Genomic DNA, 18,041 nt, shown 5'->3' with positions numbered 1-18,041 from the left:
CAATAATTCTGTTGTTCGAACTAAAATTTTTGTCGGTAGGGGTACAAATATAATTGTACTAGGGGCTTAATTGATACAGGTATAGTAGTCAGAATTGTGCGCTGAGGTGTCGTTCGTCTGCGGTAAAAGGCTGGATCTTTCTAAGATTATCTGTGATGGCAGCTATTTCCCATTGGCTACTTCTAGAATAGATTCTGCTAGGGCATTGACCAGGCCGTCAATTTCCTCATTAGTGGAAATAAATGGCACTCCCAGTTGGATAGTATCGCCACCATAGCGAATATAAAAACCTTTACTCCACATTTTCATGGCGATTCGAAAGGGGTGTTGCTGTGGTTCCCCTGGAGCGGATTCAATCGTTAGGCCCGCGGCTAGGCCACAATTGCGAATATCATTGATCAGAGGTAGATTTCTGAGTTGGTGAATGTACTCCTCCAGTACATAGGCCAGTTCTGCAGCGCACTTGAAAAGGTTATCCCGCTCAAGGATTTTCAAGGTAGCCAGCGCAGCAGCGCAGGCCCCTGGGTGGGCCGAGTAGGTATAGCCATGGGCCAGCTCGAGTTGGTAGTCTGGTCCAGCGCACTCCATAAAGGTATCGTAGATACTCTGGTGCACTGCGACGGCGCCCATAGGAAAAGCGCCGTTGGTAATTTGTTTGGCGGTATTGAGAATATCCGGTACCACTCCAAAAAATTCCGCTGCGGTAGCCGTGCCCATTCTGCCAAAAGCAGTAATGACCTCATCAAAAATCAATAATATCTGATGTTCATTGCAGATTTCACGAAGCCGTTGCAGATAGCCTTCCGGTGGTGGAAGTACACCCGCTGAGCCGGCCATGGGTTCAATAATTACTGCAGCAATATTGCTGGCATCATGCAGTGCAATTAATTCGAGTAGTTCATCGGCTAGATAGGCACCCAGTTGGGGCTGTCCCATACAAAAACGGTTTTCGGGCAACAGTGTATGTGACAAGTGCTCGGTATCGAGTGCCGGACCAAACATTGCCCGGTTCGCACCGATACCGCCAACGCTGATTCCTCCGAAATTTACCCCGTGATAACCCTTAATGCGGCCGATAAGTTTGGTTTTTGCTGAAAGGCCTCTTTTACGCCAATAAGCACGGGCAATTTTCAGAGAGGTTTCAGTGGCTTCAGATCCGGAGTTGGTAAAAAAGACACGATTGAGACCCGCGGGCATAAATTGTGTGATGCGCTCAGCCAGTTCAAAGGATGTAGGGTGGCCAAACTGAAAGGAGGGGGCGTAGTCGAGAGTTTCCAGTTGCTGGCTGATGGCTTTGGTGATTTCTTTTCGATTATGCCCTGCGCCACAAGTCCACAGACCGGAGAGGCCATCGAAGATTGGGCGACCATCGGCACTGGTATAGTAGCAGCCTTCGGCAGCAGTAATGATACGAGGGTCTCGTTTAAACTGACGGTTGCCGGTGTAAGGCATCCAGTGGGCATCGAGTTGTTTCTGGGTGAGCCCTGCGAGTTTGTCGTTCATTTTTATTTTCCGACAATTGGGACATTTATCTTTAGTAATCCCTGAATAATTTCTTGCTACTTCTTTAAGCCTTAACGAGGCCAGTGAAATTATTTAGGGTCTTCTCAATTCTGGACCAACTTTTCCATTTAATAAATCGCTCAAAACTAACTTTAGTTGCATAAGTGGGGGCTTTTGAGAAAGGTTTGGAGTATGAGAGCGGTATTGAATATGTGTAACTTTAAATGAGGTAGCTAAGGTGGGAGTGATTCAGGCAGGGAGGTCTTGTGCTGGTAATCGCCGAGGACTATTAAGCAATGTGGTACGGCAATGGGGAATTAATCGATATGCCCCGATCAAGGGTATGAAGAGGCAGTATCGGGGGCACTGACCCCCGATACGGGAGAGGGTCAGACTGCAGTAGCAATCCGGTCAACGTAAGGGGCCAGTTCAGGCTTGTTCTCCAGGATCTCTTCCCGTGAGAGGCCATCGATTTCGTGAGGGAATACCAGCCATTCTTCGGTCTTGTGGATAAAGTAATCCGGCTCGCGCTTGGCCTTGTTGTTTTTCGGCTTGTAGTAAGGCGTCGCGATTCGAATCTCCGGCGTGTTCTTTTTGCAGGCCGCACGCAGGTCTTCGATAGTTTGCTCAATACTCAGGCCGGAGTCGTGTACATCGTCAACGATCAGCAGAGAGTCGTGGGACTCAAGGCGCTTGATCAGGTAGTTCAGGCCATGCACACGAACTTTCTTGCCACGTTCGCCGATGCCGAGGTAGGAGGAAGTTCGGATCGCGATATGGTCCGCATCCACACCCATCACGTGCAGCAATTCCTGTACTGCAATACCTACCGGAGCGCCGCCACGCCATACACCAACGATGTAATTGGGGCGGAAGCCGCTCTGATAGATTTGCTCCGCAAGCGCGTAGGAATCAATCAGAAGTTGCTGTGCGCTGATAAAGTGCTTTTTCATCTGTGTACCCCTCAGAAAAAGGCGAACTTGGCAATAAAGAGAGCTGACAACACGTAGACACTGATACTGACGTCTTTGCTGCGCCCGCTCAGTGTTTTGATGACTGCGTAGGCAATAAAGCCCAGTGCAATACCGTGAGCGATGGAGAATGACAGTGGCATCATCACTGCCGCAATTACCGCTGGAGCGGCTTCGGTGATGTCATCCCAGTCGATGGAAGACAGACCGGAAGTCATCAGAACGCCGACATACAGCAGGGCACCGGCAGTCGCATAAGCGGGGATCATGCCGATCAGCGGAGAGAAGAAGGTCGCCAGCAAGAACAGACCGGCACAGACAACTGCGGTGAGACCGGTGCGTCCGCCCGCGGTAATCCCCGCGGTGCTCTCAACATAACAAGTGGTGGTGGAGGAGCCCAGTACGGAACCCACAACAGAAGCCGAGCTGTCTGCCATCAGAGCCTTGCCCATACCCGGCAGCTTACCGTCCTTGTCCAAAAGCTTGGCGCGGTCGGAGACACTCAATAGGGTGCCGGCAGTATCAAACAGGTCTACGAACAGGAAAGCGAAGATCACGCTGATCATACCGACTTCGAAGGCGCCGGCAATATCCAATTCGAGGTAAGTGGCAGCCAGGCTCGGCGGTGCGGAAATCAGGCCGGTGAACTCTACCTTACCGATCGCCAGGGCAATAACGGTGACCGCGAGAATGCCGATCATTACAGAGCCGAGCATGCGGCGATAGGACAGAGCCACAATAATAAAGAAGCCCAGGGCCGCCAGCAGAGCTTCAACGGATTTGAGGTCACCCAGTGTCACTAGGGTGGCCGGGCTGGCGACAACAATTCCCGAGCTCTTCAGGGCAATAATTGCCAGGAACAGACCGATACCGGCTGCCAGGGATTGCCGCAGGGATGTGGGGATACTATCGATTATCCACTCCCGCAACTTAAAGATACTGAGCAGCAGGAATACTACCCCCGATATAAACACCGCTCCCAGAGCCACCTGCCAGCTGTAGCCCATCTCGCCCACCACCACGTAGGCGAAGAAGGCGTTCAGGCCCATTCCCGGCGCCAGGGCGATGGGGTAGTTGGCGTAGAGTCCCATGATCAAACAGCCGATCGCCGCAGCAAGACAGGTCGCCATAAATACGGCGCCCTTATCCATGCCGGCAGCGGCCAGGATGTTCGGGTTTACAAAAATGATGTAAGCCATGGTCAGGAAGGTGGTCACACCGGCAATCACTTCCCGGCGAACATTCGTCTGACGCTCAGACAGCTTGAACAGCTTTTCCAGTAAAGAGGCGTCGCCGCCTGCCTGGGGAATACCAGACCCTGGGGTCGCTGATGTTTGGATATCAGAGGGTTTCATATCAGAAGTGGTACTTTACTAGCAGGTTAACATTGCGCTCATTGGAGTCGGTATTAAAGGTTCCATCTTTGAACCCAAATTTGTCATTCCAATGTACGTATTCGATACCGGCATACAGGGCTTTTGGCTCGCCCCAATTTGCGCCTACGTCCCACTTGAGCTGGGAGGTAAAGTTCATGCTTGGGTGTGCATCTTCGGAGGCGCTGGTCCAATCGATAAAACCGTCGTATACGAAGCTGGAGTCACCCAGGGTAAACGGCATAGCCCAAACCAGGGTCAGCTGCTCGTTGCTGGCCTTGTCATCGTTATCGCGGCGGTAGGCGTTCACTTGAACAAAGGAGAAACCTGGTACCGCAAGGTCGAAACCGAGGCCTGCCAGAACATTGGTGAAGTGCGGGCCTGTTGCAGTGAGGTGATCGGGGTCATCCATATTGCCCAGCTCTAGGGTAGTTGCTACCAACACATCGGTTACTGGCCCCCAAGCCAGTTCACGATCGCTGAGCTTCCCCAGGCTCAGACGCGGAGAAATTTCTGAATAGAGTTCTTTGGAACCATCTTCTGAATCTAGATAATCGGCAAAGATAAACAGGTCGCCCCAGCTGTGACCACTGGCGTGCTCAAAGGTCACTACGGAGCGCTCTTCGTCATCGGTGGTTTTGCTGTAAGCCATTTCATAGTCGCGGCCATACAGCAGGCTGAGGCTGTTGTCGCTCCAAGTCATTTCAGCTTGAGCAGCTACGGACAACAGGCCGGAGGCCAGTAGTAGCAGGGGCTTGGTTGGTTTCATTCTATTACCTCTGTTACAACGACAGGCGGAAATCGCACTGGCGGCCGACAATCAGGTCGGCAGTTGGTTAAAAAATAGTCGCGGAATATACCCGAGTTTACCGACTGTTTTCCAGTATTTTTTTTCAGCAATCGCCTCTCGGCGAGCAGCCTTAAAGCAATGAAGTACTAACAAATATTTAAAATGAAAAAATAAATACCGATTGGCTGTTGGTGAAGCCGGTAATAGGAAAAAAGGCCTATTGAAGAGGTAGCCTTATTTTTGACCCCGTTGAGCAGGGGTTTATAAAGAAGGTTTTGTACGCCGAACACTTCGGGCTTCCTAATTGGGCGGGAGTCACTATAAGGAGCACTATAAGGGGGCAAGACTATAAGGCTGCAAGAAAGGTACAAGAAGGATGCAAGAGGCTAAAAGAGAGATAGTTGCTATCGGTATGCAGTAGGCATTAGGCGAGATAGGACATGTGAATAGATCTGCCTTCTTAAGGATCGGCCGCTTTTGGTCCGCTGCTATTTGTATTTTGAGTGCACTATTAAGGTGCACAGTAAAGGTGCGATAGAGACACCTATAGAATGGAGAGTCCTAGTGAGACTGTGACTTGTGAGTTACTCCACTATTAAAGCTGGTCAGTTATTCTTAGAAACACATGTGTTAAAGTGCGGCTCTCAATTAGGAGGATATTTCAAGGCTAGCCGGTTAGTCGTGACCTGAATCTGCCATCTGCTGATTATTTGAGCACTCGGTGGGGAAGGTTTATACACTGCCCTATAAATAGAAGCAGTATTTCTATATGGGGCTTAGAAAGAGGCTTAGCTGACGTGCCTTGTTGTCCTCTTGCCATCTGGAGAGCTTGATGCTCTGCGACCAGGTGACAGAAATAATAAATCGGGGTCGGTTGATCCCGCATATACAAATTGGTTGTTTGATGAACCGAATCCAAGGGGTTGGCTTGCGAATACAGGCTAACTAGAGGGACGGTGAAGAGCAATCGGGAGTGGGAGGCTTTATGAAATCTAATTGTTTACACCTTGCAATCCCCGCGGGGGACCTTGAGGTAGCTAAGAAATTTTATTGTGGCGTATTTGGTTGTAAAACCGGAAACAGTGAAGAGGGGCGTTGGGTAGATATCGATTTCTGGGGTAACGAACTGACTCTGCACCAGAGCGAAGAAAAGCTACCCAACGTACGCCACAAGGTAGATATGGGAGCAGTTGCTGTTCCCCATTTCGGTATTCACCTACCAGATGACGAATTCCAGGCGCTGAAAGCCCGTATCGAAGCTGCTGGTCTGGAGTACCTGGATAAGCCTTACCGTCGCTTCGTTGGCAGTGAATACGAACAAGAAACTTTCTTTATTGAGGATCCCAACGGTAACGTGTTGGAGATGAAGACTATGGTTAATCCGGAACTGATGTTTAAGTGAAGTTCGGGCCATAGTTAAATCTATGAATTGAGCTCGCTAGATACTATTTATTGTCTGGCGGGCTCATTAGAAAGATCAATCCTATCAACACTTTCTCTGTGCACTTTTATTCTTCTATTTAATTTTCGATAAAAGCTGGCTTCTAGTTTCTATGTATAGATTTGATGAAGCTTTCAGCTTGAACTTGGATATCTTTTTTTTCTTTATTGGTTAATTTTTCCACAAGACTTAGCATCATAGACATCCGTGGATTTTTCTTAAAATGGTCCCTCTTCTGCAAGAGAAAATTCCAGTAAAGGCTATTAAAGGGACATGCATCACTGCCAGTTCTTTTCTTTACGTCGTATCTGCAGTTTTGACAGTAGTTGCTCATTTTATTTATATATGAGCCGCTACTAATATAAGGTTTTGTTGCAACCAGTCCACCATCAGCATACTGGCTCATACCTCGTGTATTAGGTAATTCTACCCACTGTATGGCATCGATATATATACCCAAATACCATGTGTCTACCTGATCCGGGTCCGTTTGTGTTAGTAGCGCAAAGTTACCGGTAATCATTAAGCGCTGAATATGGTGGGCATAGGCGTGTTCCAGGCTGTTGTTGATAGCACTTTTTAGGCAGTACATATCGGTTTCGCCTGTCCAGTAGAAGTTGGGAAGAGGATTGTAATTGCGTAGTTTGTTTAGCTTGCTATAGCTTGGCATTTCCTGCCAATAAATGCCGCGCATATATTCTCGCCAGCCGAGAATTTGCCGGATGAAGCCCTCTATTTGATTAATGTGGATACTCTTTTTATTGGATTCCCAGTGATCAATCGCATGGTTAATAACTTCGCTGGGGGATAGCAATTTGCAATTGAGAGAAAAGCTTAATCGGCTATGAAACAGATACGCCTCATTAGGGTCCATGGCATCCTGATAATCACCAAAGTGCGGCAACAATTGCTTACAAAAGTGATTGAGCAGTTTGAGACTATCTGCACGACTCGTTGGCCAGGTAAAATGTTTTGGATTGATAGTACCAATGGTTTTTATTTTTTCTTTCTGGATGCGCTTAAGTGTTTTTTCAACATTCTTTCGGAATAGATATTGTTGAGGGGGTTCTTTATCTTCATTCCATTTTTTTCGATTACCTTTATCAAAGTTCCATTGATTGCCAATAGGCTCGCCTTTTTTGTCAATAAGAATATTGTGCTCCTTGCGCATATGACGATAGAAGCTTTCCATTAAATAAGATTTCTTTTCCAAGAAGAAACTTTCCAGATAGTTCCTTTTGGTTAGATAGTGTTCGGTGTCATAGACTTCAGACTCAATTGATAGCTTTTTAACGATTGTCTTTAGTTGAGTATCAAGGCGATATTCATCGGGGAGCTGGTATTCAAATTTCTGAATATTCAACTGATTGACTAATGTTTGAATGTTCGCTTCAAGGTTTTGCTGGTTTTTTTTGTTGTCTATTTGGTAGTAAATTACTTGATGGCCTTTTGATTCAATCCATTCGGCAAAGTTTTGCATTGATTCAAAAAAGGCAACCACTTTTTGAATATGGTGGGCAACGTAGTCTGTCTCCTGTTGCATCTCAGCAATAAAGTAATAAATATTTTGATGGTTTTCTCTAAACCAAGAATGCTTATGGTTAAGTTGGTCGCCCAGTATAAGTCTCAGTGTCTTCAAAGGGGGTCCCTTTTTGAATTGATGCCTATATAAACTTTATCCATAAACATACAGGATGTTGTTGATGTGCTTAGGAGGTTGGTTTTGGGGATATTAGCATTTGAAAAGTTGTATAAGTTGGGTTTAAGTGCCAATTTTTATCCTGGCACGATGGTGTGCGCTGAGTTGTTTTTAGGATGTAATTGACCTGAACGATGCTCAAATTGATACGTCTGCACCACTTAAGGTAAGAGTAGGCAATTACTAGAAATAAAATTTTACTTAATTGTTAGAAGTTATATCATTTTGATCTTTCGAAAAAGGGTGTTCTTAAATATTTGACCATGATTTGCTGAGATAGATTTTTTGGTGTAGAGCTTGGGGTTGAAAAATTTTTTCTTAATCATGATTTTCTTTGTTTGGGTTAAGTAAGTAGTAGAAATATTGTTTTATGGAAAGAGTTTTGCTGTTTAAATGGATTGGCTTGTTTGTATTTTTAATATTTCTCGTGTTCTTAGTCTATAAGATAAGGAAAAGGTCTAGGGTTAAGTTCCTGGAGACTTATATCTTTCATTCGAAGATTAAAGACAAAATAAAAACAGTTTATCCACATCTATCCAGTCAAGAGTTGGATATAGTGTTGAAGGCTCTTCGGGAGTATTTCTGCGTTTGTCAAGTTGCTGGAAAGAAAATGGTATCTATGCCTTCTCAAGTTGTCGATGTCGCTTGGCATGAATTTATTTTGTATACACGCTCTTATCAGAAATTTTGTAAAAAAGCTTTTGGGCGTTTCTTACATCACACACCCGCAGAGGCAATGCCAACCCCAAACTCTGCTCAGGAGGGTATCAAGAGGGTATGGCGCATCTCCTGCTTCAGGGAGGGGGCTAACCCAAAGAGTCCTGGACATCTGCCGCTATTATTTGCCATTGATCAGAAATTAAATATAAAGGATGGTTTTCAATACTCTCTAAATTGTAGGCGTAGTAGTTCTTCCGGGGGTACTTCCGATTACTGTGCTTCTCATATTTCCTGTGCTTCAGGATGCTCAGGGGATTCGGGAGACTCTGAATCAAGTTCTTCCTTTGGCGGATTTTTTGATAGCTTTAGCAGTGACTCCAGTGGCTGTAGTGGAGGTTGCGGCGGCGGTGGAGATTGATTTTCCTCAATATACTTCTCGATATTTTTAAAAAAATACTCTAAGCAATAACCTTATTGGCAAGTAGTCGATCAATATCCTGGGAGCTATATCCAAGTGACTCTAGGATCGATCGGCTATCTGCGCCTAGTGTAGATCCTGCCTGGTGGTTTTTATTTTTCCTTCCTTTGAATTTAAACGGCGTGTTGATTTGTAGGAGAGTGTCGCCACTTTTTGTGGCTGCACTTGCAATCATTTGACGATCTTGAATTAATTTACTTTCTGTGGCTTCACTGAAATTAAGAACCGGTTCTACACAGGCGTCGATATCAGAGAAAATACTATTCCATTCGCTGAGTTTCTTTTTCTTTATTATAGCGGCAATGTCTTGTTTCAAGCTCTCTTGTTGGTCGCTTTCGAGTACACGTTCCATCCATTCGGGGTGGCCGATACCCAGAAAAAAAGCTTCGGCAAACAGGGGTTCAAGACTGCCAACGGATAAGTAGCGGTCGTCGGCAGTACAGTAGTAATCATAATAACTACCACCATTGAGCAGCTCCATTTCCATCTCTGGATCTTGGCCATTGGCGAGGGCGTTGGCACCGCAAATGGCATTTAAGGCATAGGCACAGTCAGTCATACTGATGTCAATATGCCCGCCGCGGCCTGTTTGTTGGCGGTGATACACTGCGGCAAGAATAGCCATTGCTGCATGGTGGGAGCCTCCAGCAATATCGGCAATTTGCATACCGTTCAGGCTGGGTCCACTATCCTGTCGGCCGGAATAACTGGCCAGCCCGGAGAGTGCCAGGTAATTGATATCATGCCCGGCGCGCATTTTCAGGGGCCCATCTTGTCCGTATCCGGTGATTGAACAATAAATAATATCTGTGCGTATCTCACTAAGGTTTTGATAACCAAATCCAACTTTTTCCATTACTCCTGGGCGAAATTGTTCGATAACAATATCGTATTCGCTGAGCAATCTCTCGATAATCTTTTTTGCCTCTTGGCTTTTCAAATCCAGGGCCAGGGATTTTTTATTACGGTTTATCGTTGCATGAGCTGCGGAAACGGGCTCTGCGCTGCCGACCATGGGAGGAAGGCCCCTTAGCATATCTGGGCGATTGGGGGATTCTATGCGTAGAACCTCTGCGCCCATGTCTGCTAAAAGCATAGTGGCGTAGGGGCCGGGTAATAGGGTGGTGAAATCGAGTATTTTAAGGCCTTGCAGGGGGGCAGTAAAATTATCCATTTTTTTTAATATCAATTAACATTATTATTAGAGTATTTCGTGTACCGTTTTCTTCGGTGCTCACCGAGAAAATTTAGTGCTATTAACCTATGAGCTGAGTTTATTTATTTACAGCTCTTTGGTTAATCAAATAACGGGGTAAGCCCGGTAATCTACACGATCACCGGGTTAGGGGATTAACCATCGCGGAGGATGTCGCGGGAAATAATCAGCTTCATAATTTCATTCGTACCAGCATAAATACGCTGAACCCTGGCATCTGCCCAGGCGCGGGCAATTGGGTATTCCCACATATAGCCAAAACCACCGTGAAGCTGAACACACTCATCTAGCAGTTTACATTGGAAATCTGTCGCCAGTAATTTGGCTTTAGCCGCAGTGGTAACATCAAGCTTCTTCTCATAATGCAGCTCTAGGCAGCGATCTACAAAAACCCTGAGAGCAGAGAGTTCACTGTCCAACTCTGCCAGCTTGAATTGAGTGTTTTGAAATGCGGCAATGGGTTTACCAAAGGCCTTACGATCACGGACGTAATCAATTGTCCAACTTAATGCAGCCTCCGCGTTGGATATGGCAAAAATAGCGACGCTGAGCCTTTCCTGTGGCAATTCCTGCATTAGGTAGACAAAGCCCTGACCTTCGGCTCCCAATAAATTTTCCACCGGAACCTTAACGTCATCAAAGAAAAGTTCGGAGGTGTCCTGGGCTTTCATGCCGATCTTTTCCAGGTTATTCCCTTTTTTGAATCCTGCCAGCTCAGCCTCGACCAAGAGAAGGCTCACCCCCGATGCGCCTTCGCTGGGGTCTGTTTTTGCAACGACAATCACTAAGTCGGCATGTTGTCCATTGGTAATAAATGTCTTAGAACCGTTGAGAAGATAGTGATCTCCCTTCTTGATGGCCGTTGTCTTCACTCCCTGTAGATCTGAACCGGCACCGGGTTCCGTCATGGCGATGGCTGTAACAATTTCACCACTGATACATTTGGGAAGGTATTTCTTTTTTTGCTCTTCGCTGCCGTAATTAATAATGTAGGGTACGGCAATATTGGAGTGTAGGCCCCAGCCGACGCCAGAAAGACCCGCTCGGGCGATTTCCTCATCGATAATCGAGTTGTAACCGTAGTCCAGCCCCAAGCCACCGTAGGATTCGGAAATCTGAGGGCAGAGAAAACCCATTTCCCCGGCTTTATTCCAAAGGGCGCGATCAACCTGTCCATCTTTTTCCCACTGGCTGTGGAATGGAACGGCCTCGTTTTCCAGGAATTTCCGCACGGTATCGCGAAAATGCTCGTGGTCCTCGTTGTAAACGGTTCTCGGTATCATTCTGAACTCCAACATTCGTTTTTATTATCTGGAATTGTAGACCTTTCAAACTTGGGCTAGGCCAGGGCTGTTCGGGTGAAGCAGCCCCGCGATTCAAGACAAGTTTCTACGCTACTGAGTGACTTTTCGGTCCTTGAGTGACTATTCAGTATCTTTCAATTCACCCTTGGATTCGGCAAGGGTCAGCAATATTTCTGGAGGTGAAAATCTGTCGCCGTAGGTTTCTGCGAGTTTGTGCGCGCGCTGTACGAAAGCAGCGATGCCATATTGGTTAATATATTGCAGGGCCCCGCCGGTCCATGGGGGGAAACCAATACCAAAAATAGAGCCTATATTGGCCTCGCGAACACTGCGCAGGACTTTTTCTTCGTAACAACGCAGTGTCTCGATCGCCATAATAAACAACAGGCGCTCCTTGATATCCTCAACAGGTGGTTGCTTTGATGGAGGGAATTCCTGCTGTAGGCCCTGCCAAAGATGTTTTTTACCTCCTTCCGGGTAAGAGTAAAATCCGCCACCAGCCAGCTTGCCGGCACGCCCCAGTTCCAGCATATGATCGATTACAGACTCTGCCGGGTGTGTGGGAACACTCTTACCCTCTTTCTGCAGGTCGTTGATAGTCTGTTGACGAATCCTGCTCATTAACGTGAGTGAGACTTCATCACTCACTGCCAGTGGCCCCACCGGGAATCCGGCCAGAGATGCGGCATTTTCAATAGTGGCGGGATTTATTCCCTCGCCGAGCATGCCGATCCCTTCGTTGGTAAAGCAGCCAAATACTCGGGAGGTGAAGAAGCCGCGACTGTCGTTAACGACAATAGGTGTTTTACCGATTTGTGAAACAAAGGCAAATGCCTGAGCCAGGGTCTCTTCATCGGTCTCCTTACCACAGATGATTTCCACCAGCGGCATTTTGTCTGCAGGAGAGAAAAAATGTAGGCCGATAAAATTACTGGGGCGTTTGGAGGCTTGAGCCAGTCCGGTGATGGGGAGTGTGGAGGTGTTGGAGGCGAAGATGGCGCTGTTGCCTAGTTGGGCCTCTGCCTCGCGGGTGACCTCGGCTTTTAGCTCGCGGTCTTCGAATACTGCTTCAATAACCAGTTCACATCCGCTTAAGTCGGCAGCATTATCCGTAGGCTGAATGTGAGATAGGATGGTTTCTACACGCGCTTCATCGGTGCGGCCGCGTTCCAAGCGTTTTTGCAGAGCCTTCTCTGCATAGGCCTTACCTTTTTGCGCTGCCTCCATGGAAATATCCTTGAGTACAACATCAACGCCTTTACTGGCACAGGCATAGGCGATACCCGAGCCCATCATGCCAGCCCCGAGTATGCCGACCTTTTTAATCGGCGTGGTTTTGGATTCACGCGCGGCTTGGGGAAGGGAGGCACCGCCCTTCAAAGCATTGAGGGCAAACCAGAAGGTGCCGATCATATTTTTTGCCACTTGACCGCAAGCGAGGTTGACGAAATAGCGCGATTCGATACGCGTGGCTGTCTCGAAGTCTACCTGGGAGCCTTCGATCACTGTCGCCAGTATTGCTTCCGGGGCAGGTAGGCAGCCGTGGGTTTTTTTCTCCAGCATGGCGGGGGCGACCATTAGCAGCTGGGCATTTTTCGGATTTTTGGCATCTCCACCGGGCATACGGTAGCCGGGTTGATCCCAGGGTTGTAGGCTAGGCTGGTCACCGTTGGCGCGAATAAAGTCGCGGGCTTTGTTGAGCAAGTCTTCCGTATCTTTGGCTGTCTGCTGGATCAAACCGCTTTCCAAGGCTTGCTTGGCTTTCACTTGTTTGCCTTCCAGTAGGAAGGGCAGGGCATTTTGAATACCCAATAAGCGTGGCATACGCACACAGCCCCCACCTCCGGGCAGCAGGCCGAAGGTGACTTCTGGTAATCCAATTTTTACCGAGTTGTCCTCCAAAGCAATTCTGTGGTGACAGCTGAGGGCAATCTCCCAGCCACCGCCGAGCGCGGCACCGTTGATTGCTGCAACCACGGGTTTACCCTGGGTTTCCAGCCAGCGCAAATTAGCCTTGAGGGCCTCACAGGAAGCAAAGAATTCTTGGGCCTCACTTTTTTTAGCGGCATAGAGAGATTTAAGATCTCCGCCGGCAAAAAATGTTTTCTTTGCCGAGCGAACGATAATTCCTGCGTACTCCTGTTGTTTTAACTCCTGCACAACAGCCTTAAGGGAGTCTGTAAAATCCCGGTCCATAACATTGGCCGAGGCATTGGGGTTGTCCATAATCAGGTGGACAATGTTGTCACCGTCTTTTTCCAAGCGTATAGATTTCATAGTTCCCCCTAGACCCTTTCGATAATGGTTGCTACGCCCATACCGCCACCCACACAAAGGGTGACCAGGCCGTAGCGCAACTGCCGCTGTTCTAATTCATCGAGAACGGTGCCGATCAACATGGCGCCTGTGGCACCGAGTGGGTGGCCCATAGCGATAGAGCCGCCGTTTACATTGATTTTCTGCGGGTCGATATCCAGTTCATGCTGGAAGCGCAGCACCACTGCGGCGAAGGCTTCGTTGACTTCGTAGAGGTCGATGTCATGGGCATTCAGGCCTGCCGCTTTGAGGGCTTTGCGTGCGGAGGGAGCCGGTCCGGTCAACATGATGGTGGGTTCGGTGCCAACTACGGCGGCGGAGACGATGCGCGCGCGGGGTGTTAGACCCAGATCCCGCCCGGCTTGGTCACTGCCGACAAGTATGGCGGCGGCACCATCCACTATGCCCGAGGAGTTGCCCGCGGTATGTACATGGTCGATGGCTTCCACCTGGGGATAGCGGGAGATCGCTATGCTGTCGAAGCAGAGGTCGCCCATGGCGGCAAATGATGGGGAGAGGTTGGCGAGCCCCTCAAGGGAGGTCTCCGGTCGCACCAGTTGATCGTGATCGAGCAGTAGCAGGCCGTTCTGATCCAGCACTGGGATAACAGATTTGGCGAAGGCGCCCCGCTGCCAGGCTTCAGCGGCTTTACGCTGGGAGTGCAAGGCAAAGTTATCCACATCCTCCCTGGAGAAGCCCCCGAGGGTGGCGATCAGGTCGGCACCTATGCCCTGGGGGGCAAAGCCCGTTTCTATGGCCGTTTGTGGGTCCATGGCCCAGGCGCCGCCGTCACTGCCCATGGGCACCCGCGACATAGACTCCACACCACCGGCCACCACGAGCTGTTCCCAGCCCGAGCGCACCTTGGCGGCGGCTAAATTCACCGCCTCGGCACCGGAAGCGCAAAATCGGTTGAGGGTGACGCCGCCGATATCCCAGTCCCACCCGGCACTGAGGGTGGCGACCTTGGCGATGTCTGCACCCTGGTCACCGATAGGGGTGACACACCCCATTACTACGTCATCGACTTTGGCGGTATCCAGTTGGCTGCGCTGCTGTAACTCGCGCAAAAGGTTTGAGAGCAGGGTGATGGGTTTGACTTCATGTAGAGCACCGCTGGGTTTCCCTTTACCTCGCGGCGTGCGGATCGCATCGTAAATATAGGCTTCTGTGGACACGGTAATAGCCTCTTTATTTTTGTTTGTGGGTTCAACCATAGTCGTGTGGGGTTTTGGCGCAATGATGAAAGACGCCAGGGGCGGTGACGTGGATGTCAGCCCAATTAAATAATGCAGAGAAGTTTCTAGCCTTGTTTATTCCAAATCAAACTAACTCGATGAGTGGTCTGCCGTACACTCAAATAAGGCGCTTTATTTTTTATTTTCGGCCAATAAATGATGGTCGATAACGTCGCATATAGGCCGCAATAGCCCTGCCGAAATATTTTATTGTGGGTTCGTGCTAGCAGGAAAAGCCTTTATCTAGGTTGAGTATTCAGCAGCGCTATTCAAGGGGCGACCCAAACTTTGCGGTAATCTGGCAGTGAGGATTGACTATGGCAGAGAATCTACTGGAACTGGCGGCGAGCCAACTGGGCCCTTCAGGTATTGGTACCCTGGCAGCCGCACTCAATCTTCCGGCAGAGAAAGGCCAGTCAGCACTGGATACCGGTATTGCATTCGTTCTGGCGGGCATGCTGAATAAAGCCAGCAGTAAAACCGGTATGGCTTATCTGTTCAATATGGTCACTGGTAGTGAAGCTCCTGAGCTATCCAATGTATTGGCGCAGTTCTCAGACAAGGAAAAATTAGAGGCATCCCTCCCGGCCGGTGATGCGACCCTGCAAAAAGTATTTGGTACCCGGGTCGATGAAGTGACCAAGGTTGCCACCACGGAAGTGCCCGGCAATGAAGGCGGACGCCTGCTTAAAATGGTACTGCCATTGGTGACGGCTCTCTTAGGGGCTCAGGTGAAAGCACATAAAATGGATGTTTCCGATCTGGCTTCTTTTTTAATAGGCCAGCGGGAGCTCTTGCGTGACAAGGTCCCCGATGCGCTCCTGGACGCTCTGGATGTAAAAGGGTTTGACAATCTTGGGGCGGCTTTGGTCACCCATGGGCATGCGAAGCCCCAGGAACCGCGGGAGCAGGCACTGCATGGGCATGGGGAAAAGAAAAAGCCCGTGAGCTTCAGCAGCTGGTTTTTTCCATTGTTATTGGTGCTGGTTGCCCTCTATGCGCTAAATATGTGTATGAATAAGGGCAGGCAGGAGCAGGCTGCCGATCAGCCTTTCGAGACCCCGCAGGAGCAGGCCTTTATGGAGTCTCCTTCGGAGCCGGCGGGAGACACCCCTCCCAATGAAAGTAATGCCCAGGCACAGCTGGGGCCGGATAAATTCTCCAGCAATCTTCGCGACTATTTAAAGAGCTTTGACCGGGATCCCAACCAGGAATTTATCCTGCAGGTGAAATTTGAACCGGGCACCGCAAAACTCCTAAATCCTAAAGCGCCGGATATTGATGCGCTCGCACAAATTATGCAGGAAAACCCAAATCTCACTGTCGCCATTGAAGGGCATGTGAAAGGTGAGGGCAATGAAATTAAAGAGCAGGAGATTTCTCAGGAGAGGGCGGATGTTGTGCGGGAATTGCTATTGCAAAAGGGCATTGCGGCCAATCGTATAACTGCGACTGGTATGGGCTCCGCCAAGCCTCTGCCACAAAGTGCGGCTGGACAAACGTCAGATCAGCAGAAGAAAAATGAGCGCATTAGTGTTCGGGTGGTAACCACTGAGTAGGATTTTTTAAGACCGTGGTTCCCGAAATAACCTGGTTCCCGAATTAAATAGCCCCGCATTTTTGCGGGGCTATTTGATGAGACTGAATTCAGTTTTTCTTTCACTTATGTATGGATTAATAACCGTTAACAGCTGCGAAATTTCTCCCGATAGGCGCCGGGAGCTAGGCCTGTCCATTTCTTAAATGCACGGTTGAAAGCACTTGGTTCAGAAAAGCCGAGTCGCTCGGCAATTTCCGCTACAGCGGTTTCCTGCTGTTTTAGTTGGTATACGGCCATATCTCGGCGCACCGAATCTTTGATGTCTTGCCAGCTATTGCCTTCGTCTTTAAGGCGCCGGCGCAGTGTTTGTGGGGAGGTAAACAGGCGAGCAGCCACATCGTCTAGGGAGAGATTCTCAATGCTGTTCTGTTGTTGCAGCATACGGCGTATGCGGCCGGTAAAGCTGTGGTCGGATTTATATTGGGTGAGCAGACACTCCGGTGCTCTAGAGAGGAAATCTGCCAGTTGTTGCTCGTCTCGCACCAGTGGCATTTGCAAATAACGGGTGTTAAATACCAGGCAGGTTTCGGCCTGGTTGAAGTAGTGCCGGCATGGGAACATATCGCTGTAGTCCTCATTGTAATCCGGCGGCGGGAAAGCCAATAACACCCGCTCGAGTAAAATGGTGCGATCGATCAGCCAGCTAAAAAAGCGCAGCCAGATGACCGCGATGGACTCTACAAAAATCTGATTGGGTAACTTTTTATCGTTGCTGTGGTGAATGATTAGTCTGGCTTCTTCGCCATCTTCTACCAGTTTGATGTGAAGGTCGTCGCTGACCATGCTGATAAAACGCGCTGAGCGCAGTAGGGCTCGGCGCAGGTTGGGGCAGCTGATGCAGGCGTGTCCCATCATGGCAAAAGTGCCGGGCAGCCAGGGGCGGGCCAGAAAGCCACCGGACTCATCATTCAGCAAGTCCCACTCCAGGCGCAGTAGGCTGGCCATCTGCTCGCGGCCGATACGGCTGTCGGAATCGTCGAGTTGGCCAGGATCTATCCCGCTATCTCGCAGCAGCTGTTTGCAGTCCAGCCCCGCTGCCTCGGCGCCCACCAGTTGGGCGCGAACTACCGCGGCGAGGATACCTGGGTCCGCTTCGCGGAGTTTGGGAGTCTCGCTTTCCACTGTCTCAGCCCTCAACATGATCTTGTTTGCTGCGTGTAATTTTTAGATGCAAGCAGGGATTATGCGCAAAGCGAGCGTGAAAGTCAGGTTTATCCCCGGAGAGTGTAAGAAAAGGGCAATCCTGTCGAACTGCAGGGTTAAGCTCTGCCGGCTGAAGCTGTGCAATTTTGGGGGTTTTCATCGAATTTAGCTGCAGATGTACCGATTAATCGCCATTTTTATCGACAAGAGCACAAGTGACCTGAACTGCTTTAATTTCATTATTTGGGAAATAAGGAGCTCATGTGGCTATGTTTTCTCCTGACACAGGGGGTATAAATAGGCAGGCAA

At 49.0% G+C, this 18,041-nt stretch carries 13 protein-coding genes; 3 read left to right on the top strand and 10 right to left on the bottom strand.

The genetic code is table 11. From position 1 onward, the window contains the following. Positions 1-162: 162 nt before the first annotated feature. The 4 genes from ACJJID_RS15750 to ACJJID_RS15735 form a co-directional block, all read right to left on the bottom strand. A complete protein-coding gene (locus ACJJID_RS15750; RefSeq protein WP_444920296.1) occupies positions 163-1,503 on the bottom strand; it encodes an aspartate aminotransferase family protein in 1,341 nt (446 codons plus the stop codon). Positions 1,504-1,892: 389 nt separating this feature from the next. After that, a complete protein-coding gene (locus tag ACJJID_RS15745; RefSeq protein ID WP_444920295.1) occupies positions 1,893-2,456 on the bottom strand; it encodes a phosphoribosyltransferase in 564 nt (187 codons plus the stop codon). An 11-nt stretch (positions 2,457-2,467) separates the two neighbouring features. Then, a complete protein-coding gene (locus ACJJID_RS15740) occupies positions 2,468-3,829 on the bottom strand; it encodes an NCS2 family permease (RefSeq protein WP_444920294.1) in 1,362 nt (453 codons plus the stop codon). Position 3,830: 1 nt separating this feature from the next. Then, on the bottom strand, positions 3,831-4,616 hold the full coding sequence (locus tag ACJJID_RS15735; protein ID WP_444920293.1) for an outer membrane protein OmpK: 786 nt from the start codon (positions 4,614-4,616) through the stop codon (positions 3,831-3,833). A gap of 1,006 nt (positions 4,617-5,622) precedes the next feature. Here ACJJID_RS15735 and ACJJID_RS15730 point away from each other — a divergent pair. After that, positions 5,623-6,039, top strand: a complete 417-nt coding sequence (locus ACJJID_RS15730) for a VOC family protein (RefSeq protein ID WP_226642070.1) — start codon at positions 5,623-5,625, stop codon at positions 6,037-6,039. A gap of 142 nt (positions 6,040-6,181) precedes the next feature. On the opposite strand, the gene ACJJID_RS15725 is transcribed toward ACJJID_RS15730, so the two are convergent. Further along, positions 6,182-7,717 carry a cryptochrome/photolyase family protein gene (locus ACJJID_RS15725; RefSeq protein WP_444920292.1) on the bottom strand — a complete coding sequence of 512 codons (1,536 nt, stop codon included), beginning with the start codon at positions 7,715-7,717 and terminating at the stop codon, positions 6,182-6,184. A 430-nt stretch (positions 7,718-8,147) separates the two neighbouring features. On the opposite strand from ACJJID_RS15725, the gene ACJJID_RS15720 reads away from it, so the two are divergent. Continuing rightward, the gene (locus tag ACJJID_RS15720) at positions 8,148-8,855 is read left to right on the top strand and encodes a glycine-rich domain-containing protein (protein ID WP_444920291.1); all 708 of its coding nucleotides are present in this window, start codon (positions 8,148-8,150) and stop codon (positions 8,853-8,855) included. 40 nt (positions 8,856-8,895) lie between these two features. Here ACJJID_RS15720 and ACJJID_RS15715 read toward each other — a convergent pair whose 3' ends face one another. From ACJJID_RS15715 to ACJJID_RS15700, 4 genes are all read right to left on the bottom strand, one after another. Continuing rightward, positions 8,896-10,089, bottom strand: coding sequence for a CaiB/BaiF CoA transferase family protein (locus tag ACJJID_RS15715; RefSeq protein WP_444920290.1), 1,194 nt, complete (start codon positions 10,087-10,089; stop codon positions 8,896-8,898). Positions 10,090-10,265: 176 nt separating this feature from the next. Next, a complete protein-coding gene (locus ACJJID_RS15710; RefSeq protein ID WP_444920289.1) occupies positions 10,266-11,414 on the bottom strand; it encodes an acyl-CoA dehydrogenase family protein in 1,149 nt (382 codons plus the stop codon). Between the two features lie 141 nt (positions 11,415-11,555). Further along, positions 11,556-13,712 carry a 3-hydroxyacyl-CoA dehydrogenase NAD-binding domain-containing protein gene (locus ACJJID_RS15705; protein WP_444920288.1) on the bottom strand — a complete coding sequence of 719 codons (2,157 nt, stop codon included), beginning with the start codon at positions 13,710-13,712 and terminating at the stop codon, positions 11,556-11,558. Between the two features lie 8 nt (positions 13,713-13,720). Continuing rightward, positions 13,721-14,929: an acetyl-CoA C-acetyltransferase gene (locus ACJJID_RS15700; RefSeq protein WP_444920287.1), complete on the bottom strand. Its 1,209-nt coding sequence runs from the start codon at positions 14,927-14,929 to the stop codon at positions 13,721-13,723. A gap of 377 nt (positions 14,930-15,306) precedes the next feature. Here ACJJID_RS15700 and ACJJID_RS15695 point away from each other — a divergent pair, with 377 nt between their 5' ends. After that, positions 15,307-16,548 (top strand): OmpA family protein, encoded by a 1,242-nt coding sequence (locus ACJJID_RS15695; RefSeq protein WP_444920286.1) that lies wholly within the window; start codon positions 15,307-15,309, stop codon positions 16,546-16,548. A 125-nt stretch (positions 16,549-16,673) separates the two neighbouring features. On the opposite strand, the gene ACJJID_RS15690 is transcribed toward ACJJID_RS15695, so the two are convergent. Beyond that, on the bottom strand, positions 16,674-17,711 hold the full coding sequence (locus tag ACJJID_RS15690) for an AraC family transcriptional regulator (protein WP_444920285.1): 1,038 nt from the start codon (positions 17,709-17,711) through the stop codon (positions 16,674-16,676). Positions 17,712-18,041: the final 330 nt, after the last annotated feature.

It is taken from the genome of Microbulbifer sp. CnH-101-G (assembly GCF_052466775.1).
The sequence above is the reverse complement of the archived record's forward strand: the minus strand, read 5'-3'. Positions and strand labels throughout refer to the sequence as shown.